The sequence below is a fragment of the Kocuria sp. TGY1127_2 genome, from assembly GCF_013394385.1.
Taxonomy (GTDB): domain Bacteria; phylum Actinomycetota; class Actinomycetes; order Actinomycetales; family Micrococcaceae; genus Rothia.
Genome location: NZ_AP022834.1, coordinates 2,383,316 through 2,403,868, shown reverse-complemented (window position 1 = coordinate 2,403,868; position 20,553 = coordinate 2,383,316). Strand labels below are relative to the sequence as shown.

18 protein-coding genes are annotated in these 20,553 nt (G+C 61.1%); 16 read left to right on the top strand and 2 right to left on the bottom strand.

Translation table 11 applies throughout. The annotated features are described in order from the left end of the window. Window positions 1-58 precede the first annotated feature (58 nt). From sake_RS10770 to sake_RS10730, 9 genes are all read left to right on the top strand, one after another. Complete coding sequence (locus sake_RS10770; RefSeq protein ID WP_178946022.1) at window positions 59-994, top strand: LysR family transcriptional regulator; 936 nt, start codon at window positions 59-61, stop codon at window positions 992-994. A gap of 90 nt (window positions 995-1,084) precedes the next feature. Beyond that, the gene (locus sake_RS10765; RefSeq protein WP_165001035.1) at window positions 1,085-1,678 is read left to right on the top strand and encodes a histidine phosphatase family protein; all 594 of its coding nucleotides are present in this window, start codon (window positions 1,085-1,087) and stop codon (window positions 1,676-1,678) included. A gap of 170 nt (window positions 1,679-1,848) precedes the next feature. Next, the gene (locus sake_RS10760; protein ID WP_129360816.1) at window positions 1,849-2,640 is read left to right on the top strand and encodes a DeoR/GlpR family DNA-binding transcription regulator; all 792 of its coding nucleotides are present in this window, start codon (window positions 1,849-1,851) and stop codon (window positions 2,638-2,640) included. Then, window positions 2,637-3,596, top strand: coding sequence for a 1-phosphofructokinase family hexose kinase (locus sake_RS10755; protein WP_178946021.1), 960 nt, complete (start codon window positions 2,637-2,639; stop codon window positions 3,594-3,596). Before sake_RS10760 ends, sake_RS10755 begins: the two co-directional genes overlap by 4 nt. Window positions 3,597-3,682: 86 nt before the next feature. Further along, entirely contained in the window at window positions 3,683-5,833 is a 2,151-nt protein-coding gene (locus sake_RS10750; RefSeq protein WP_129360814.1) for a fructose-specific PTS transporter subunit EIIC, read from the top strand. A 37-nt stretch (window positions 5,834-5,870) separates the two neighbouring features. Then, window positions 5,871-7,568: a phosphoenolpyruvate--protein phosphotransferase gene (gene ptsP, locus sake_RS10745; protein ID WP_178946020.1), complete on the top strand. Its 1,698-nt coding sequence runs from the start codon at window positions 5,871-5,873 to the stop codon at window positions 7,566-7,568. A 66-nt stretch (window positions 7,569-7,634) separates the two neighbouring features. Further along, complete coding sequence (locus sake_RS10740; protein ID WP_129360812.1) at window positions 7,635-7,913, top strand: HPr family phosphocarrier protein; 279 nt, start codon at window positions 7,635-7,637, stop codon at window positions 7,911-7,913. 213 nt (window positions 7,914-8,126) lie between these two features. Then, the gene (locus tag sake_RS10735; RefSeq protein ID WP_129360811.1) at window positions 8,127-9,242 is read left to right on the top strand and encodes a peptidoglycan bridge formation glycyltransferase FemA/FemB family protein; all 1,116 of its coding nucleotides are present in this window, start codon (window positions 8,127-8,129) and stop codon (window positions 9,240-9,242) included. A gap of 78 nt (window positions 9,243-9,320) precedes the next feature. Further along, window positions 9,321-11,429 carry a threonine/serine exporter ThrE family protein gene (locus sake_RS10730; RefSeq protein ID WP_129360810.1) on the top strand — a complete coding sequence of 703 codons (2,109 nt, stop codon included), beginning with the start codon at window positions 9,321-9,323 and terminating at the stop codon, window positions 11,427-11,429. Between the two features lie 38 nt (window positions 11,430-11,467). Here the strand turns inward: sake_RS10730 and sake_RS13485 are convergent, their stop codons facing one another. Beyond that, window positions 11,468-12,121 (bottom strand): uracil-DNA glycosylase, encoded by a 654-nt coding sequence (locus tag sake_RS13485; RefSeq protein WP_243155778.1) that lies wholly within the window; start codon window positions 12,119-12,121, stop codon window positions 11,468-11,470. Window positions 12,122-12,199: 78 nt separating this feature from the next. Here sake_RS13485 and sake_RS13480 point away from each other — a divergent pair, with 78 nt between their 5' ends. From sake_RS13480 to sake_RS10690, 7 genes are all read left to right on the top strand, one after another. Next, window positions 12,200-12,412 carry a DUF3263 domain-containing protein gene (locus tag sake_RS13480; RefSeq protein WP_238147728.1) on the top strand — a complete coding sequence of 71 codons (213 nt, stop codon included), beginning with the start codon at window positions 12,200-12,202 and terminating at the stop codon, window positions 12,410-12,412. Between the two features lie 106 nt (window positions 12,413-12,518). Next, window positions 12,519-13,154, top strand: a complete 636-nt coding sequence (locus sake_RS10715; protein ID WP_178946018.1) for a LytR C-terminal domain-containing protein — start codon at window positions 12,519-12,521, stop codon at window positions 13,152-13,154. Between the two features lie 350 nt (window positions 13,155-13,504). After that, window positions 13,505-15,139: a chaperonin GroEL gene (groL, locus tag sake_RS10710; protein ID WP_178946017.1), complete on the top strand. Its 1,635-nt coding sequence runs from the start codon at window positions 13,505-13,507 to the stop codon at window positions 15,137-15,139. 252 nt (window positions 15,140-15,391) lie between these two features. Beyond that, the gene (locus tag sake_RS10705; protein WP_129360859.1) at window positions 15,392-16,606 is read left to right on the top strand and encodes an MFS transporter; all 1,215 of its coding nucleotides are present in this window, start codon (window positions 15,392-15,394) and stop codon (window positions 16,604-16,606) included. 44 nt (window positions 16,607-16,650) lie between these two features. Then, the gene (gene rlmC / locus sake_RS10700) at window positions 16,651-17,787 is read left to right on the top strand and encodes a 23S rRNA (uracil(747)-C(5))-methyltransferase RlmC (RefSeq protein ID WP_129360806.1); all 1,137 of its coding nucleotides are present in this window, start codon (window positions 16,651-16,653) and stop codon (window positions 17,785-17,787) included. Between the two features lie 176 nt (window positions 17,788-17,963). Further along, window positions 17,964-19,157 carry an isochorismate synthase MenF gene (locus sake_RS10695; protein ID WP_178946016.1) on the top strand — a complete coding sequence of 398 codons (1,194 nt, stop codon included), beginning with the start codon at window positions 17,964-17,966 and terminating at the stop codon, window positions 19,155-19,157. A gap of 10 nt (window positions 19,158-19,167) precedes the next feature. Beyond that, complete coding sequence (locus sake_RS10690; RefSeq protein WP_129360804.1) at window positions 19,168-20,142, top strand: RNase H family protein; 975 nt, start codon at window positions 19,168-19,170, stop codon at window positions 20,140-20,142. A 10-nt stretch (window positions 20,143-20,152) separates the two neighbouring features. On the opposite strand, the gene sake_RS10685 is transcribed toward sake_RS10690, so the two are convergent. Beyond that, a complete protein-coding gene (locus tag sake_RS10685; RefSeq protein ID WP_178946015.1) occupies window positions 20,153-20,443 on the bottom strand; it encodes a WXG100 family type VII secretion target in 291 nt (96 codons plus the stop codon). Between the last annotated feature and the right edge of the window lie 110 nt (window positions 20,444-20,553).

Below are 20,553 nucleotides of genomic sequence, written 5' to 3'. Positions count from 1 at the left end.
TAGGGACCAAAATGTTGTCTGCTCACAAGCTGGGGTTGTGAGCCGATAGGGTGGACCCATGAACATGAACCGCCTGCCCGAGCTCTCGGCGTGGATTCTGCTGGAGGAGGTGGACCGAAGAGGCAGCCTCGGAGCCGCGGCGCGATCCTTGGGGATGACTCAGCAGGCAGCTTCGTCAAAGGTCCGCGCCGCCGAGCGACTCCTCGGAATCGACATGTTCGTCCGCTCCCCCCGAGGGGTTGCGACGACCGCGACCGGCCGAAACGTGCTCGATGCCGCGGCTGGACTGCTCGAAGGGGCTCGTTCACTGGCAGAGAGCGTCGAAGTGGCACGTGAAGGAGCATCCAAGCGGCTGAGAGTCTCCGCCAGTAACACGGTGGTCGAGCACTACCTGCCGTCCTGGACGGGGGAGATGCTCAGAAGAAACCCCTCGGTGAGAATCGATGTGATCGCGGCGAATTCACGCGAAGTCATGCGTGACGTGGCCTCGGCCGACGTCGAGCTCGGATTCATCGAGACGCCCGAGCGGCCCGGCGGGGAACGAAGTGCGGAGATACTCCGCGAGGAGTCACGGTGGCACACCAAATTGTCGGCCCGTACGGTCGCTTGGGATCACATTGTGCTCGCCGTCGTGCCAGAACATCCGTGGGCCGTGACCCCGCCGAGCCTCCAGCGGGTGAGAGAAACAGCCGTGCTTCTCCGAGAGAACGGATCGGGAACTCGAAGAGCCGTGGAACAAGCCCTTCCAGGCATGGTCGCTCCGGCCGCCGAGGTGGGCTCGCTGTCGGCCATGTGGAGGACCGCGCGGGCGACTGGGATACCGGCGTTTCTTCCTCTCAGAGCGATGGACGAACCTCTTGTTGCCGTCGATGTCGAAGGTCTGCAGGTGGGGCGTCCCATACGGGCCATATGGCGGCGCGGGCACAGTCTTTCCGCGCTCGCCAGCTCATTGGTGGCCGCCGCGGAGAATTCTGAGGCCGTGGCTTCGAAATGACCTATTATCCGTTGGACTCCACACAAAAATCCACGCAAGCCCACAACCGCAGGTAAGATCGAGCGGGACCAAACTATAGGAGGGGTCGGCGTGAGCCAAGAGCAAGCCGAAAAATCTGCGCTGAACGGGCGGCTCGTCGTCGTGCGGCATGGTCAAACCGACTGGAACAAAGCCGGAAAGATGCAAGGCAGTTCTGACATCCCGCTGAATGACACCGGCCGAGCGCAGGCACACGAAGCGGGGCAGTATCTTGCCGACCAGGGCGAGTTCTGGAATTACCTGGGTGCCTCGCCGTTGTCCCGTGCACAGGAGACCGCACGGATCATCGGCCAGCACGTAGGACTGAGCAACATCGAAACGGTTCCGGGCGTTATCGAACGTGCATACGGAGACGCCGAAGGGCAGGTGCTGAGCTTCGAAGACTCACGCCATCCTCAAGATCTCTACCATGGTGTCGAGCCGGAAGCGGAGGTCTACCGCAGAGGCGTAGAGGCTTTCAAGCAACTCATCCTCCAGCATCCAGGCCAGAATCTGCTCGTGGTGAGCCACGGAACGCTCATCCGTCGAGTTCTTCTGGCGACGACGCCGGGAGATTGGACGGAACACGTTCCCAATGCGACCCCGATCGAAGTCGACATCGAAGGTCTCTTCGCTTGGGACCCGGAGTCGTTGGTCCTGAACTGAACGACCGCGGCACAGGCCGAAGGGTCGATCGGTGACCATTCAGGGATGTGCGTTTTCCTGTGAACGCTACCGATCGCAATTGTTCCCGTTGACCGAACCACTTAATGCCACATAAAATCAATAATGCACAAACGGGGTCATCCCGTTGTCATCACGGGGAGTGTTTCACCATGTTCGCTGAAGAACGACGGGCGGAGATCGCCAAGCTGGTCAGCAGCGCCCGGCGAGTGAATGGTGCCGAATTGGCTCGTCGCTACGACGTCACGATGGAAACCGTGCGCCGTGACCTTGCAGCTCTCGAAGCGGATGGCAAATTGCGCCGTGTGCACGGTGGGGCCGTCACCGTTGAGCAGTCCACCGCCGTGGAATCCAGTATTTCCTCCCGGCAGACCGTCAATACCCCCGAAAAGCAGCGCATCGCTTCCCGGGCATATCAGCTGTTGCAGGATGCAGATGCCGGAGCCGTGGTCCTGGACGCCGGCTCGACAACTGAAATCCTCGCCGACCTGATCGCTAGCGCTGATTTTTCTCTCAAATCCGGCGCAGACCGACTCATCGTCACCCATGCACTGCACATCGCGGTCAAACTTGCAGAGGCCGACGGTATCGTTCTCGACCTGGTCGGGGGGCAACTGCGCAAGATGACTTGGGCGGCCGTGGGGACCCGGGCCGCCGAACACTTTTCGACCATCCGCCCAGATATCGCCCTGATCGGCGTCAACGGACTCGACGAAGAGTTCGGGCTTTCGACTCCTGGATTGAACGAGGCAATCGTCAAGACCGCGATCGTGCGTTCCGCACGTCGCGTGGTCTTGTTGTGCGATTCGGCCAAATTCGGGCAGGAGTCGCTCGTGAGGTTCGCGGGCCTGCCTGATATTGACGCGCTCATCACTGACAAGGCACCGGAAGGGTCCTTGGCCGCCGCCCTCGAAGAAGCGAACGTAGAGGTTCTCATCGCATGATCGTTACATTGACAGCCAATCCCAGCCTTGATCGCACCGTCGAGATCCCGGCCGGATTGGCACGGGGAACAGTCATCCGCGCGACTCGCTCCGTGGCGGACCCCGGTGGCAAGGGCGTCAATATTGCGCGTGCGCTGAGCGTCAGTGGCGTGGAAACGGTCGCAGTCCTGCCCGGAGACGACGGTGATCCCGTGCTCGCTGGACTGACCGAAGCCAACGTGAGGTATTCGAACCTCTCAACCGGATACCCCATCCGAACCAACGTGACCATCGCGGAACCGGACGGTACGACGACCAAGATCAATGCACCTGGCGACCCTTTCGACGAGCGGTCACAACGCGAGCTGACCCGGCTTCTCATCAATGAAGCGAAGGGAGCCAGCTGGCTGGTCCTGGCCGGTTCGTTGCCTCCCGGGGTCCCCAGCGACTATTACGCGGTAGTTTCCCGAGCAGTTCGGGAAGGTCTCGGCGCTCAGGCGCCGCGCGTCGCGGTCGACACCTCGGGAGCCGCGCTGCGTGACACCCTCAATGGCCAGGACGGGTTGCCCAACCTGATTAAGCCGAACTCTGAAGAGCTTGCCGAGCTGGTTGGCCGGGCCGGCGCGTGGGAGATCCTGGAATCGGACCCCGTGGAAACCGCCCGCACGGCCCAGGACCTGGTGGATCGCGGTGTCGAATCCGTACTCGCGACCCTCGGTTCCAAGGGCGCCGTTCTGGTCAACGCCCAAGGCGCCTGGCACGCTCAGCACGCACCGATCAAGGCGCGAAGCACCGTCGGAGCAGGTGACTGCTCTCTGGCCGGATTCCTCTTGGCCGATGAGGCGGGACAGGCCCCACACGAATGCCTGGCCCAAGCTGTTGCCCACGGCTCCGCGGCTGCATCGCTGCCCGGAACACAGGTGCCTTCGCTCCAGGACACCACGCCCGAAGAAGTGACCGTCACCAAAATCGGGTGAAAGCCCCAGCACTTGTACCACCCCTTTTGAGCGGGCCCGAATAGGCCAAGACGTCGGCAGGGGAAACCGAAATCAAGGAGAGCGTCATGTCTGCACTCATCACAGCGGATCTTGTGGCTTTGGACCAGAACTTGGGAGAAGACCGGTTCGACCTCATCAAGCATCTTGCTGAAAGGGTCGTCGACGCGGGCCGAGCCACATCGATCGACCGCCTGTACGCGGACGCCAAGGCCCGCGAATCGAAAACCGACACGGGCATCCCCGGTGGGATTGCGATTCCGCATTGCCGATCCGAGGCTGTTACCGAAGCGACACTGGCCATGGCCCGCCCTGCGCCAGGCGTCGATTTCGGAGCAAAGGACGGCCCCGCTGACCTGATCTTCTTCATCGCCGCTCCCGAAGGAGCGGACCAGGAACATCTGACGCTCTTGTCCAAGTTGGCGCGCTCGCTCGTCAAAAAGGATTTTGTTGCTGCCCTGAGAGAAGCGAAGGAGCCTCAGCAGATCGTTGACCTCGTGAACGGGGCCTTGGGACTTGGCGACACTGGAACGAAGCAAGATCAGAAAAAGGATTCGACCGTTGCCGGATCCGACGCATCGTCGGAGGCCAGTGCATCGAAAGCTCCCTCGGGGGAAGGATCGACCGCGCTCGCGGCAGGCGCCACCCCGGTTTCTTCTGCGGGTTCCGCTGCGACGGAGACGGTTCCGGAGTCGAATGACAAGCACGTCACAGGCAAGCGGTTGGTCGCCGTGACCGCTTGCCCTACGGGCATTGCGCACACATACATGGCGGCAGATTCTTTGGCGCAATCAGCCGAGGAAATGGGCATCCGCCTCGATGTGGAGACCCAGGGGTCGTCAGGGAACGAAGTTCTTTCCCAGGATGTCATCGATGCGGCCGACGCGGTTATCTTCGCGGTTTCGGTGGATGTTCGAGACCGGGAGAGATTCGCGGGGAAGCCTGTGATCGAGTCGCCCGTCAAACGAGGCATCGATGAGCCCGGAACCATGATTGAGGAGGCCATCCAAGCCTCCGACAACCCCAATGCCCGACGCGTATCCGGTTCAAAGTCCGAAGGGTCGGCATCGAGCTCGGATGAGGGATCATGGGGCGGACGCATCTATCGCTCGCTCATGACCGGCGTGTCCTACATGATTCCGTTCGTGGCGGCCGGCGGTTTGCTGGTCGCGATTTCCTTCATCCTCGGCGGCTACGAGATCGCAAATAATGCGAACGACATTCTCGGGATTTCCGACGGATCGGTGACCGGCGACGGAGCCTCACTCTTCAACCTGGGCGATACGAGCTTGCTGCAGTACCTCGCTGCGGTCGCCAACGTTATCGGCAACTTCGCAATCGGGCTTCTCGTTCCGGCCTTGGCAGGCTACATCGCCTTCGGCATGGCGGGACGGCCGGGCATCGCGCCTGGCTTCGCGGCCGGTCTGGTCGCCAACACCGTGGGCGCGGGCTTCCTCGGTGGCATCGTCGGTGGTCTGTTGGCGGGCTTTGCGGCCTATCTGTTGGCCAAGCCGAAGCTGCCCCGGTGGCTCGCAGGCATGATGCCTGTGGTCATCATCCCGTTGCTGGCGACAATCATTTCGAGCGGTTTGATGTTCCTCATTCTGGGACAGCCGATCGCGTGGGTTATGACGGTACTCAACGATTTCCTGATGTCGATGTCGGGAGCTTCGGCCGTTGTTCTCGGCCTGATTCTAGGCGCCATGATGGGTGCGGACCTCGGAGGCCCGATCAACAAGGCCGCGTACCTCTTCGCGACCGCGGGGCTTTCGGCCGGAACGGATGTTTCCAAGGAAATCATGGCAGCCGTGATCGCCTCCGGAATGGTCACTCCGCTGGCCATGGCACTCGCCACGACCCTCCGCAAGAAATACTTCACCGAAGCCGAGGTCTCCAACGGACGCGCGGCGTGGTTGTTGGGCGCTTCGTTCATCTCGGAGGGCGCGATCCCCTTCGCTGCGGCCGATCCACTGCGCGTTATACCGTCCTCGATGGTCGGGAGCGCGATTGCGGGCGCGATCTGCATGGGTTCGCACGTGGCATCCCCGGCACCTCACGGGGGTATCTGGATCGTGGCCCTCGTGGATAATTGGCCCATGTACCTGATTTCGGTCGTGGTGGGAGCCATTGTGACCGCCGTGATTTACCTGGTTCTCAAGAGCCTCGGAAAAGCCAAAACCGGCAAGGAAAAAGCCGACCAGGTAGCGGCAGCTTCCTGATTGTCGGACGGAGCTTCACCAGTAAGGAATGATAGCGATGAAGAAACTCACCGGAGTCGGCGTTTCAGCCGGCCGGGTCATCGGCCCTGTGTTGCAGATGCCCGAACCGATTCAGGAACCTGCCGTCGGATCGACGCTTGCAGATAGCGAAACGCCCGAAAGCGCAGTCGAGCGTCTGCAGAACGCGGCGACTCGCGTCAAGGAAAACCTCAAGGAGCGCGCCGGACGGACATCAGGCAATGCCGCTGCTGTGCTGAAGTCCACTGCCCTCATGGCCGGGGACAAGGCGTTGCTCAAGAATGCGGGCAAGCTCGTGACGGGGAAGAACTACACTCCCGAGCGGGCAATCTGGGAGGCCGCCGGATCGTATGCTGAGCAGATGAAAGCCTTGGGCGGCTACATGGCACAGCGCGTGACAGACATTTTGGATGTCCGGGCACGTATCGTCGCGGAGCTGTCGGGCCAACCTGCGCCGGGTATTCCCGAGTCGGAGGGCGCTTTCATCCTGATGGCAGAAGATCTTGCCCCCGCGGACACGGCGACGCTCGATCCCGAAAAGGTCATCGCGCTGGTCACCTCGGACGGTGGGCCCCAAGCCCATACCGCGATCCTCGCTCGCGATCTGGGTCTGCCTGCGATCGTGGCTGCAACAGGCGCGACCCAGGTGCCCGATGGCACCGTGGTGTACGTGGATGCGACCGACGGAACAGTTGTGACCGAGCCCGGCGACGTCGAGAAGCGTCTCGCTGAGAAGTACGCGAATCGCAAAGAGATTCCGGAATTCGACGGCAAGGGGATACTGGCCGACGGAACCGAGGTCCCGTTGTACTCCAATGTGGGCAACGGTAAGGCGGCGCAGACAGCGGCAGAGAACCGTGCCCAGGGCATCGGGCTCTTTCGTACCGAATTCGCTTTCCTGAACCGCGAGGAAGAACCCTCGGTCGAGGAACAGAAAGTCGAGTACAAGGCGGTATTCGACGCTTTTCCGGGCCAACACGTCGTCGTGCGGACCTTGGATGCCGGCGCCGACAAGCCTCTTCCATTCCTGACCGACTCGACTGAGCCGAATCCAGCGCTTGGAGTCCGTGGTTACCGCACGGACTGGACGACGCCGGGGGTTCTGAGTCGTCAGCTCGAGGCCATCTCGGCTGCGGCCAAGGAATCGACCGCGGAGATCTGGGTCATGGCACCCATGATTTCGACGGCTCCCGAAGCTCGGGACTTTGCCAAGATGCTCGACGAGGCAGACCTCGACGTGCACGGCGTCATGGTCGAGACACCGTCCGCTGCGGTGACAGCCGAGGCCGTTCTCCAAGAGGTGGACTTCGTCTCGATGGGAACCAACGATCTGACGCAGTACACGATGGCCGCGGATCGTTTGCTCGGTGCTTTGGCCGAGCTGAACAACCCGTGGCAGCCGGCCGTGCTGAAGATGATTCGCCTCACCGTCGAAGGCGCGGAGCGCGCCGAGCAGTCCACCGGTCGCCCGAAGACGGTGTCCGTATGCGGCGAAGCTGCAGCGGATCCGGCGCTTGCCGTGGTCCTCGTGGGGCTGGGCGTCAAGGCCCTGTCCATGAATACTCGTTCCTTGCCTGCGGTCGCCGCCGTGCTGAAATCCGTTACGCTGGAACAAGCACAACAGATCGCAGCCAAGGCCATGGAAGCGCGATCTGCTGAAGAGACTAAGGATGTGGCCCGCGCGGAGCTGCCCATCCTTGATGACCTCGGCCTGTAAACCAGTCCGGCATTTCCGGGGACGTTACGACAGCCCCACATGACCACATAATCAAGGAGAACAATCATGGCAGAACGTACCGCCACCATCGCCAGCCGAGTCGGCCTCCACGCTCGACCGGCCGCGATCTTCGCCGAGGCCGCCGGCGACCTCCCCGTTGAGGTCACCATCGCAGCCGAAGGCGAGTCGGCCGACGAGGCTATGGACGCATCGTCGATCCTGTCTCTCATGTCCTTGGGCGCAAAGCACGGAGACAAGGTTGTTCTCCGCGCCGAGGGCGACGGCGCAGATGAGGCTCTGGACAGCTTGGTCAAGATTCTCGAAACCGATCACGACGCCGAATAATCCGCGCTAGCCGGTCGAACGCTGAGTCGGTCAGTCCGGCTGACCGGTGCCACGCATTGAGCCCGAGATCGTCATCCACAATAGATGGCGCTCTCGGGCCTTTGCGTGAGACTTTCCAGAACTCCGCCGTAAACTGGTGGAGACCAGCCCGCCGCGCGGGAAAATCAATCATGGCGTAGGGTAATACCTCTGCGCACGGCAGATGAGGATTCTTTGCGACATTTCACCGCTCGATTCGCGACCGATCAAGAGATCCAACACTGGGATGACCATGTCACCGCAAACCCTAACGGTGGAAATCTCCTTCAATCCGCATCCTTTGCGTCGGTGAAGTCCGAGCACGGCTGGAAGCCCGTGTACGTGGTCTACGAGGGGATCACTGAGGCCCGGAATGATCAGGGCGGCACCGAGGAAAAAGAAGTCACGAGCTACAACCTCGTTCTCGAGAAGAATATCCCGTTCCTGGGCAAGATCTGGTACATGATCAAGGGGCCGGATGTGTGGGACATCGAAGATATCCCCGCCGTCATGGACGCGAACAAGGAATTCGTCCGCGCCGAGGGCCTCAAAGTGTTCGCGATCAAGATCGAGCCGGACATTCTTGATTCCGAGGCACGCAGCGCGTTCCTCAAACGCGCTGGACTGGTCAAGCAGTTCAATATCCAGCCGAACGACTCGACTGCCGTGCTCAAGACCGATGCGGATGAGGAGACCGTGCTCAAATCCCTTCACTCACGTGGCAGGAATGCGGTACGACGCGCTAAGCGAGAAGGCGCGGAGGTCGAACGTGTGGAGTTGACGGAAGAGAACATGAAGAAAATGTTCTCCCTGATGGACACGGTGGGGCAGGGGCACGCCAACGTGAATCTTCGGTCGTACGAGTACTACAAACAGTTCTGGACCACTTTTGCGCGCGCAGGTCAGGGCCGTCTGTACTTCACCTACGAAGACGGCGAACCTTCGGTCGGTGCGTACGTCATTCGATACGGGCGGAAAGGGACCTACAAAGATGGCGGCTCGAAACCTCGCCGTCAACAATACGGAGACTCGCACCTGGTCCAGTGGACTGCACTCACCGACTTGATGCGGGACTACGGCATTGAGGAGTATGACTTCTGCGGCACCCCGCCGAAGGCGGAACTGAAGAACAAAGAACACAGTTACTACGGGCTGGGCCTTTTCAAGACGAGTTTCACCAAGACGGTCATCGACTTCGTCGGGGTCTACGACCAAGTTCTGAATCCCACCGCATACAAGGCATGGGTCACGATCGTCGAAAGAGTCATGCGCCAGATTTGGTGGCGCCGTACGCAGCAGCCTTTCTACTAAGCCGACGATCAGGTCCTCATGGACCGAAACTCAGGGGTGCTCGGTAGCGTTGAGGTGAGTTAGTGCCAAGGAGGGAAGATGAGCGAAGGTCAGGAGGGTCAGCACCTCACGGGTGCCTACCCTTCCTCGGGTTTGTCACACGAGCCTGAGTCCGGTGCCGACCCGTTCGGGCCGGATACGTCAGAGGACGTCTATACGGACCCGTTCTCCAGCGGGCACACCGCGCCGCTCGCATCCAGCGCCGACGAACCGGTCTCGAGCCCGGACGCGGGCTTATTCGATGGGGGCTCCGACCACGCCGCCGAAGCCTTCACGTCCGCACCGACGCACCCGGAGACTTACGCAACGGGTTTTCCTGCGGTCAGCAGGTCGCAGATCCAGGACGAGCGACTCGCGGACATCCTCGGTCGGCCGGATGACTCCCGGCATTACCGGGGCAACGAGGACAACCCGCTCTCCTCCGACACACACACTGGATCACGAGCCTACACAGGGGACGGCGTCCAACCCGAGGCCGACGTCAATACGCTGGGCGCAGCCACGCAAGGCTCCGGCATCCAGGATGCCGACCGCATTGCCGCTTCTCGGACCGCACCTCAGGACGTCTTCCGTAACACTCAGGATCTTTCCGGGCCGTATCCCGCGAGCGATCTGCCTCCACAGCAAGACGGCGCGATAGCTCACGCGAGCTATCCTTCGGCGGAGGCACCAACGGCCAAGCCGTCTCCGCAGCGACGCGGGCTCGGGCTGCGCAGGATGATGCGATCGGAGAATCTTCCCACGGCTCCGATGCGCGTGGTTGAGAGGCTTGCCAACTCTCCGTTTGCCAATCCGCGGCGCCACAAGGAAAATACCGAGGCACGAAAGACCCTCAATTTTTCATTGCGCATGGCCGAAACGATGTTCCATTTCGGAGCGGATTCCCGCGACGTCGAAACGGCCATCGTCGCAACGTGCGCGACATACGGGGTTGAGGACGTCGACGTCGACATCACCAACCAATCCGTCATCATCAACTACATTTCGGAATACGGCATGCACCAGGATTCCGGTCAACCCGTGGGCGAAACCGCCGGAGTCTTCAGCCACACCGTCGTGCGCGTCGTGCGTTCCTGGTCTGATAATTATGCGGGATTGACCGAGACGCACCGGCTCGTCAAGACCATCACCAATGGTGAGCTGTCCCGGTCCGAGGCAGAGGCCCGCCTGAACCGGATTCTGTCCAAGCCCAAGCCGTTCCCTCGATGGCTTGTGAGCCTCTGCAACTCCTCGGCGGCCGCCGCGTTGACGATCGGCATCGGCGGAACATGGCCAGGTGCCATCGTTTCCTTCCTGACTTTCGCGCTCGTCCAGGTCATGGCCGGAAAACTTGCGTCGTGGAGAATTCCGTCCTTCTTTACCATGGCTGCCTGCTCTGCGCTGGTGACCCTCATCGCCATGGTCCTGTGGGCCATCGGTGCGCCGATATCCCCACCCCACATCATTGGCTCGGGGCTGATCATGCTCTTGCCTACCTTGACGTTGGTTTCAACGATTCAGGACGCGATCAACGGATTCCCTGTGACGTCGGCGGGGCGGCTCATTTCCACGGGTCTATCGTTCCTGGGCCTGATCGTGGGTATTGCTATCGCGATCTCGATTACCACCTATATCGGTTTCGACGAGATCAAGGTGGACAGCGTGATCTTCTCGGGTGCGCAGCCGTTGGTCAATATCATCTTCATGCTGATCGCGACCGCCTTGATTGCCGTCACGGTGCAAGTCAAGCCGGAACACATCCTCCTGGGCGTATTCAGCGCCTTCTGTGGTCTGCTGGTCTATCACCTGTTCGGTTGGTTGGGCGCGGGTTCCCGCATGATTTCGATGCTCGGAGCGGTCGGTGTGGGTTGCGCCTCAGCGCTGATCGCGCAGCGGAGGGTCGTTCCGCAGGTAGTCATCGCTGTCCCGGCCCTGACCTTCCTGTTGCCCGGTTTGACGATTTTCCGTGGCATGTACACCCTTACCGTGAACATCGATCCGGTGACCGGGATCATCCCGATGCTCAATGCCGGGGCCATCATCATGTCCATGGCGGCCGCAGTGGTGCTAGGCAATTACCTGATGAGGCCCTTCATGAGCAAGGACCCGCAGACGCAAAGGAAATTGGTCAAGCGGAGAAAACAGCAGCCGGAGCCATTGGGGAACTGAGCCTCGACGGTTTCTTCAAGCTCGTCTGACCGCCGCACCTACCGAATGCGCCAATCCACAGGGTCCAGCCCCAACGATTCGAGTTCTCGATTGGCCCTGCTGAAGGGGCATGATCCGAAGAACCCACGAGACGCGGACAAGGGCGACGGATGTACGGATTCGAGTTTGGGTACATCAGGGCCGAGTTGTGCGCCGGCATTGCGGGCGTCGCGGCCCCAGAGAATCGCGACGAGGGGCTTCTTCCGCGCGCCAAGGGCCTGGATAGCGGCGTCGGTGACGAGCTCCCAGCCCTGGTTGCGATGTGAACCCGCTTCGCCCTCTCGAACCGAAAGGCAACGATTCAGGAGCATGACTCCTTGAGAAGCCCACGACGACAGGTCGCCGTGGCTTGCGGCCGGGATGCCGAGGTCGGACTCCATCTCTTTGTAAATATTTCCCAGGGAGCGGGGGAGCGGGCGCACGTCGGGTTGGACCGAGAAAGACAGACCCATTGCGTGCCCCGGCGTCGGATACGGGTCCTGACCGATAATCAGTACCTTGACCGAGTCGAGGGGTTCCTGGAAGGCCCGGAAAATATTCTCCGAGGTCGGAAAAGTCCGGTGGCCGGCGGCATGCTCGGACCGCAGGAAATCCCCCATCTTCCGGATGGTCGGTTCGACAGGAGAAAGGGCTTCGGCCCAATCCTGGGCCATGATGTCGGACAGCGGCTGGATCGGCAAGACGGCTCCCTGAAATTCGTGAACGACGATGGTCGTCCCTAGACTATCTTCGTGGGAACCTTGACCGAAGCAGAGCGCGCCATTCTTGAGATGGAAAAAAGAACCTGGAAGTACCCGGGGGCGAAAGAGCGTGCGGTTCGGAAAGAACTCGGGATGTCGGCCACCGAGTACTACATGCGTCTGAACCGTTTGATCGACGATGTGCGTGCCGTGCGAGAAGAGCCGGCATTGACCCGTAGGCTCCGGGAACGGCGGGATCTTTGACCCCTCCCGGCGCAATGTGCAGAGAATGACCAGACTGGGCAGATATTCTTGACGCTTGACCGGTGCGTGAGCGAGCGTGCGCACCCCATATATGACGAGGACTTTGATGGCCGAGTACGAACACGATGAATTCGACGACGTCCCCGTGGACTCGCCCCGTCGGGGCGCATACCGGGGTGAACTGCCGGAGAAGAGCGGCGGGTTCAAGCAACTGGCCGCCCTCATCGTGGCAGGTATTTGCGCCCTCATCATCGGCGGAGTGTTCTTCTTGCTGTCTCCCAAACTGGCGTCCCCCGATGCCGCGAGTTCGTCCGCATCCTCGTCCAGCAGCCAAGAAGCTTCGGATTCGGGCTCCGCATCGGAATCCCCCTCCGATTCGGAATCCGGGCCGGGGTCGGATGAATCCTCAACGGCCAAACCGGATGCGTCGACAACCCTCGGCGTATACAACTACAGCTCCAAGGAAGGTACCGCGACCAAAGCCGCCACAACTCTGACGGATGCCGGCTGGACGGTTTCTGACGTCAGCAACTGGGACGGTCAGGCACAGAAATCCTCGGTGGTCTACTACGCCCAGGGTCATGATGAGCAGGCGAAAGCAATAGCTCAAAAGCTCGATATCAAGGACGTCAAGCAGGCCGCGGGGTACTCCTACCAAGTTGTCGTGGTCCTGTCCGAAGGAGACGGGGCGAATTCTTCGAGTTCCGGCGGGTCTCAGGGCGATTCGACCAGCCAGCAGTAACCTGGGACAAGGTTGTCGCCGTCTACCAGGGCACCGGGGCGCCTGGCACGTTGTCTGGGATGTGCTGTGAGCGAAGAGTCCTCAACCTCTGTGGACATCGTTTGCACTCTCCCCGTCCGGGTGCCAAGATTGGAATTAGCACTCATCCTCCTCGACTGCTAAAAAACTCGCGCGGAGAACGCACACGCTTCGTCGGCGCGGGCAGCATCGCGGATCGATGGGCAAAAGACACAGTCACCACGGTGAGGTGTGGGAATGCGACGCCCCGAGCGCGGAGTGTTCACCAGCCGTCCGTCGCGGGCACCGTGGTTGATGCATCCGTCTACCGTCCAGGAGGGACGTAAGCCACCATGGCAAAACTGATTGCTTTTGATGAAGAGGCACGCCGCGGACTCGAAAAGGGTCTGAACACCCTCGCCGATGCCGTCAAGGTTACCCTTGGGCCCCGCGGGCGCAATGTTGTGCTCGAGAAGAAGTGGGGCGCACCCACCATCACCAACGATGGCGTATCGATCGCCAAGGAAATTGAACTCGAAGACGCCTACGAGAAGATCGGCGCCGAGCTCGTCAAGGAAGTTGCCAAAAAGACTGACGACATCGCGGGCGACGGCACTACCACCGCAACCGTCTTGGCCCAGGCTCTGGTTCGCGAGGGCCTGCGCAACGTCGCGGCGGGCGCCGACCCCTTGTCCCTCAAGCGTGGCATCGAAAAGGCCGTTGAGGCAGTGACCAAGGAACTGCTTTCTTCCGCCAAGGAGATCGAGACCGAAGAAGAGATCGCTGCTACCGCCTCGATCTCTGCGGGTGACCCCGAGATCGGCAAGCTCATCGCCCAGGCGATGGAGAAGGTCGGCAAGGAAGGCGTCATTACCGTCGAGGAGTCCAACACCTTCGGTCTCGATCTCGAACTGACCGAGGGCATGCGCTTCGACAAGGGCTTCCTGTCCGGTTACTTCGTGACCGACGCCGACCGCCAGGAAGCAGTCCTCGAGGATCCCTACATCCTCATCGTGAACTCCAAGATCTCCAATGTGAAGGACCTCGTCCCCGTACTGGAGAAGGTCATGCAGTCGGGCAAGCCACTGCTGATCATCGCCGAGGACGTAGAAGGCGAGGCTCTCGCCCTGCTCGTCCTCAACAAGATGCGTGGATCCATCAAATCCGTCGCCGTCAAGGCTCCCGGCTTCGGCGACCGCCGCAAGGCTCAGCTTGCCGACATCGCCGTGCTGACCGGTGGACAGGTCATCACTGAAGAGGTCGGGCTGTCCCTCGAGACCGCTTCTCTGGACCTTCTGGGACAGGCGCGCAAGGTTGTCGTGACCAAGGACGAGACCACCATCGTCGATGGCGCTGGCTCCGCTGAGGAAATCGAAGGCCGCGTCGCTCAGATCCGTGCGGAGATCGCCAATACCGATTCCGACTACGATCGCGAGAAGCTCCAGGAGCGTCTGGCCAAGCTCGCGGGCGGCGTCGCGGTTTTGAAGGCCGGGGCCGCTACGGAGGTTGAGCTCAAGGAGCGCAAGCACCGCATCGAAGACGCGGTTCGTAACGCTAAGGCTGCCGTCGAAGAGGGCATTGTCTCCGGCGGCGGTGTCGCACTGATCCAAGCAGGCGTACGTGCGTTCGAGACCCTCAGCCTTGAGGGTGACGAGTCCACGGGCGCCAACATCGTCAAGGTTGCGGTCGATGCTCCGCTCAAGCAGATCGCCAGCAACGCTGGTCTCGAGCCAGGCGTTGTCGCAGACAAGGTGCGTGGCCTCGAGCAGGGTTACGGTTTGAACGCGGCGACAGGGGAGTACGAAGACCTCATGACCGCGGGCATCAATGACCCGGTCAAGGTCACTCGTTCGGCTTTGCAGAACGCTGCTTCCATCGCTGGACTGTTCCTCACCACCGAGGCCGTTGTGGCCGATAAGCCGGAGAAGAATGCCGGCGCCGGTGCCGAGGGCATGGACGGTATGGGCGGCATGGGTGGCATGATGTAGCCACTGGTCGTTCGACCGGTTCTTTTGAATCCTTGGAGGCCCCGCACGAGTTTCGGCTCGTGCGGGGCCTCTTCATGCATCCGTACATGCGCAGCTGGGGGGGGAAGCTCAGTGGCCAAGGGTTCTGTAACTACATCGCGTCATGTTTTACGGCCAGCGTAAGGTGGTCAATCGGTGATCGGGGAGACGAAGCAGGGGTTGGTAGTGGGGAACAAGCAAAGCCGAGCATGGTTGTGGGCCCTCGTGGCTTTTATGTTCCTCTCACAAACCGGTTTGAATATTGCAAGGCCGCAGATGAGTTACAAACTCATTGCACTGGGAGCCCCACCTTTCACGATCGGTTTAGTGACGTCCGCTTACGCGATCGTTCCCGTATTCGCCGCGATATCGATGGGACGTCTGGCGCAGAGAATCAAGAGGCTCAGGCTCCTGGTCCTCAGCGGCGGCCTGCTTATCGCGTTCGGGACCGCGATGCTCGCCGTCGTCAACGGGGTGGGCACGATTGCGTGTGCCAGCATTATCTTCGGGATGGGCCATTTGGTATCCCAAATCGGTTCACAATCAGCGGTCTCGCGCTACGCAACGGACTCAGGACTGGACCAGGGGTTCGGCTGGACCACCGCAGGCCTCTCCGCGGGACAGCTTGTCGGACCACTGATCGGTGGTTGGGTCCTCGGTTTTCACGCGAACCCGACCCAGTCGCAGAGACTCCATGACATATCCATCGCCTCGTGGATTGGCGCAGTCTGCGCTTTGGTATCCATCACATTCATGGTGTTGCCGATCGCGAGAGCCAAGGTATCGGCCCCGAGTACCCCGCCCGCAGCAACGCGTCGATCTGTGGTTGCCCCTGCGAACGGTCCCGCAGCCCAGAAAGCCACCACGCTGGGCATCTTGAAGACCCCGGGAGTCTCTTCGCACATCTTGGCATCACTCGCGATGCTCTCCATCATGGACATCCTGACTTCTTTCCTGCCGCTCGTGGGCGAGCAAGCAGGAGTCGCCCCACTGTGGATCGGCATTTTGCTAGCCGTTCGCAGCTTTTCGTCAATTGTCTCCAGATCAATGATCTCCGTGCTCTCTCGGCGCTGGAACCGGACACAACTGGTCCTGGTGTCCTTGATTCTGGGTTCCCTCACCGTCGCCGCGGTGCCCCCGTTGATTTCCTTCCTGCCTGTGGCGTTTTTCCTGCTGCTCGTGGGAGGCTTCTTCATCGGTCTGGCCCAGCCCCTGACAATGACCATGATCATCAAATCTGTTCCCGAGACGTGGAGGTCACCAGCTCTCGCCGTACGTCTGACTGGAAATCGAGTGGGACAAGTGGCGATTCCACTGGTAGCCGGAGCCGTGGTCGCCCCCGTGGGCCCGGCAGGTGCCATCTGGCTCACGTGCGCTTTGCTCTTGGGTTCCGCCGGCGAAAAAGCCGTCCGCTACGCCCGACAGGGACTAACGGAAGCCGACCGTTGACCCGGCCGATCAAGAGCGAAGCCAAGAGTTAACATAGATTCACCATGCAATGTGATTACTTCGACGCCGGTCTGTGCCGTTCTTGCTCCCTGATGGGGACTCCGTACCAGGTGCAGCTTGAGGGCAAACAGGCACACGTCGAACAGTTGTTCGCCGGATACACGAAGCTCCATTGGCTGGAACCGGTCAGCAGCGACGAGGCGGCTTTCCGCAACAAAGCCAAGATGGTCGTCTCCGGGCCTGTCGATCGGCCGCGGTTGGGAATTCTCGACCGCGCCGGCCACGGGGTCGACCTGTCCGAATGTGGGCTGTACCCCGACTCGATCCTGAAGTGCATGCCGGTTCTCCGGCGATTTATCACGCACCATTCGCTGACTCCATACGATGTACGAACGCGCCGCGGTGAGCTCAAGAGTGTTCTTGTGACCGTCTCGCCCGACGGCGAGGCCATGATTCGCTTCGTGCTCCGCAGCAAGAAGCTGGTAGTCCCCCTTCGACGCGCGTTGCCCGAGCTCCTGGAGGCCTTGCCTCATATCCGGGTCGTCAGCGCCAATATTCTCCGTGAACACAAGGCGGTGCTGGAAGGACCTGAGGAAATACCTCTGACCGATCAGCAGCTCTTGCCGATGCAGCTCAACGGTATCCGGCTGTATCTGCGTCCACAGGGATTTTTCCAAACGAACTCGACAATTGCCGGCGGGATGTACAACCAAGCGGCAGAGTGGGCGGCCTCTAAGGCGCCCGAGTCGCTGTGGGACCTGTTCTGCGGCGTCGGGGGATTTGCGCTGCACGCCGCCCAGCGGCTGGGCAAAGCCGCCGAGGTCGTCGGTATTGAGATCAATGACCAAGCCATTGCTGCTGCCCGGGAGAGTGCCGCCGAGGCAAATTTGAGACACACCGTATTTGTCGACGGGGACGCCAGCGAATTCGCCGTCGGGTCCTCTGAAGCGCCGGAGATGCTCGTGGTGAATCCTCCGCGCAGGGGCATCGGAGCTGAGATGGCAGAATGGATCGAATCCAGCGACATTGAAACGGTCATGTATTCGAGCTGCAATTCCCGCTCCTTGGCCGCGGACCTCGAAAGGATGACGTCTTTCAGACCACAGGTTGGCAGGATGTTCGACATGTTTCCTCAGACCAATCACTACGAAACGATGGTCCTTTTGGAACGTTCCCGGTGACGTTTCAGCCCTGATGATCCGCAGCGGCGCACGGATTTCTGGCAGACGGTCTTGATAGTACCGTCGGATGGGCTATCCGGATCTCCGAGACCTTGGGGCGGTACCTCAGGCCGCCGCGGGCTAATAGCGAGCGATACTCTGATGGATAGTCGCGATTGCAAAAGAGGAAGACACAGATGAGTTACACGGAGCGCAGGAGCACCGATCACACGGACGGGCTCACCCCTCCGCACTCCGTGGCTGCGGTCGCGACCCCAGAGCAGGAGATTGGCCGGAAGACCTTGCCTGATTTCGCGATGTCGACCCAACGGGGGACGCTCCAGACTTCGGGTGAGTTATTGCCGGTTGCTGAAGACGAATGCCAAGCAATCGCTCGAGAGCGGGGCTCCATTGTCGTGGGGATGCTGCCCTTCGACCCGGACGAAAAGTCGTTGTTGTGTGTGCCCGAACGCTTCACATGGAGTTCACGGTACCCTGCGATCCAGGCAACGTCGGAAGCTGCACGTCCTACCAGCGTCATCGGCTATGACAGCCAGCTCTACCGCGACGCCGTGACATCGGCCGTTACCCGTATTCACGAAGGATCACTGGAAAAAGTGGTGCTGTCTCGGGCGCTTGAACTCGTCTACGAAGCCCACGCCTTGAAACCCGGCGCGGTATATCGCAACCTTCTGGCGCAAAACCCTTCCGCTTACGTCTTTACGGTCCGGGACCCGTCGACAGGGGAGTACGTGATGGGTGCAAGTCCGGAACTCGTGGTAGGAGTCCACGACGGAAAGTGCTCGACCCACCCGCTCGCCGGATCCGCCTCACGGCAGATCGCGTCCGGGCCCACGGAAGACGCACAAGCCGGAGAGGCGCTGTTGAAGTCCGCCAAGGACCGAGCCGAGCACGCAACCGTCGTCCAGGACATCACGGCACGACTCGAACCACTCTGCGAATCTTTGAACGTGCCACCTGTGCCGACACTCGTGGCAACTCCGCAACTGTGGCACTTGGGCACTCCGATGAGCGGAAAGCTCAAACAAGGAATCACGGCTTTGGACGCGGCACGAGCCATCCACCCGACACCCGCGATATGTGGCATGCCGCGCAGTGCCGCCCTGGAGATCATCCGCGAATTAGAGCCCTACGAGCGGGGATACTACGGAGGCCTCGTTGGGTGGATGGACGCCGACGGCAACGGAGAATGGGCACTGAATCTGCGGAGCGGACGGGTGGGTGCGCGTCGGGCGACGCTGTGCGCGGGAGCCGGCATCGTCGACGGATCGACTGCCGGCGGAGAACATCACGAAACGGCGATAAAACTCTCTACATTCTTGGCCGCACTGGGACTGCGACTCGAAGATGTAGATGATCTTGCCCGGTAAAGTGGGCCGTATGAGCAGCCCCGGCGCAAGCAGCGATCCCCCCAATATCGGCCCAGGCAAAACGACCTCAACGGTCGAAGACGCCGGATCGGATGCTCCGATCATTGCGGCGGCCGACGGTTCGGCACTGGGTAACCCTGGCCCAGCCGGTTGGGCTTGGTATGTGAACGACGACTGCTGGGAAGCCGGGGGATGGCCGTACGGCACGAACAACATGGGAGAGCTGAAGGCAGTTCTCGCCCTCTTGGAGGCCACTGCGGATCACCCGCACCGGCCGCTGCGGATTCTGTGCGATAGCCAATACGTGATCAATTGCATCACGCGGTGGATGCCAGGGTGGAAAGCCAAAGGGTGGAAGAAGAAGGACGGAAAACCTGTCCTGAATCGGGACCTCCTGGAACAACTGGACCTGGCGATGATCGGGCGCACGTACGAATTCGAATGGGTCAAAGGTCACGCAGGCCACGAACTCAACGAGGCGGCCGACGACCGGGCCCGAGCCGCTGCGACCGCATTTCAACACGGCCAGGACCCGGATCCCGGGCCAGGTTTTTCATCCGAAGGAACGCCGCTCGAAACGCAGGTACTTTCCGCGGAAAACGCGTCCACGACAACGGGGGACCAACCCTCCCGCCCGCAGGAGAATTCGGCGGAATCGGCCCTGGAGCACGAGCGGCTCCTCAACCGAGCGGAGACCTACACTGACCCGGGGAGCCTCAAACGCTTGCTAGCGGATGACCTGATCTGGGTCACCGTCCGAGGGCGCCTGGCCGATCGCACAGCAGCTATCAACTATCCCGAGCAGGCCTTCGGCCTTCGATCGGAGCCGGAGTATCTGCGCAATAGCGCCGCTACCGAAGACTCGGGCTTGGTCGTCAGTCGTGTGGAGACCACGAGAGGACCGGCGTTGCGGTCGAGCCTATGGGCCCGGACACCACGTGGAGACTGGGCACTGTCTATGCGGCAGGACACCCTCGAGGCCTAGCCGCGCTCCACTAACTAGCAAAGAGCGAGGCGTTCGCAGCTTCCGTCTCGGCGTAATTGATGCCCGCGTTGCACAGCGCGGTGTTGATATGCGTGATGGATTCCTCGACTTGAGCCTGCGTCGACCTCCAAATGGCCAAGACCTCTTGGAAATTCACGGATGCGGTTCCTGTCCAACTGGATTGCAGATCCGGCAACGAAGCGGTCATCCCGTTGACCTCGGACGAAATGCGTTCCATGAAACCGCGTGCCTCGGCAGTCTTGGCAGCAATGACTTCTGAATCGACCACGAACTGGGCCATTATTCCCTCCTGAATCAGGCGCTGAGCGCCGCTTACCCGACCGGTTGCGGCCGGTGACAGGAGACTACGATGTGGCCACCTGTCGTGAGTCCGCGGGTGTGCTGGAACCC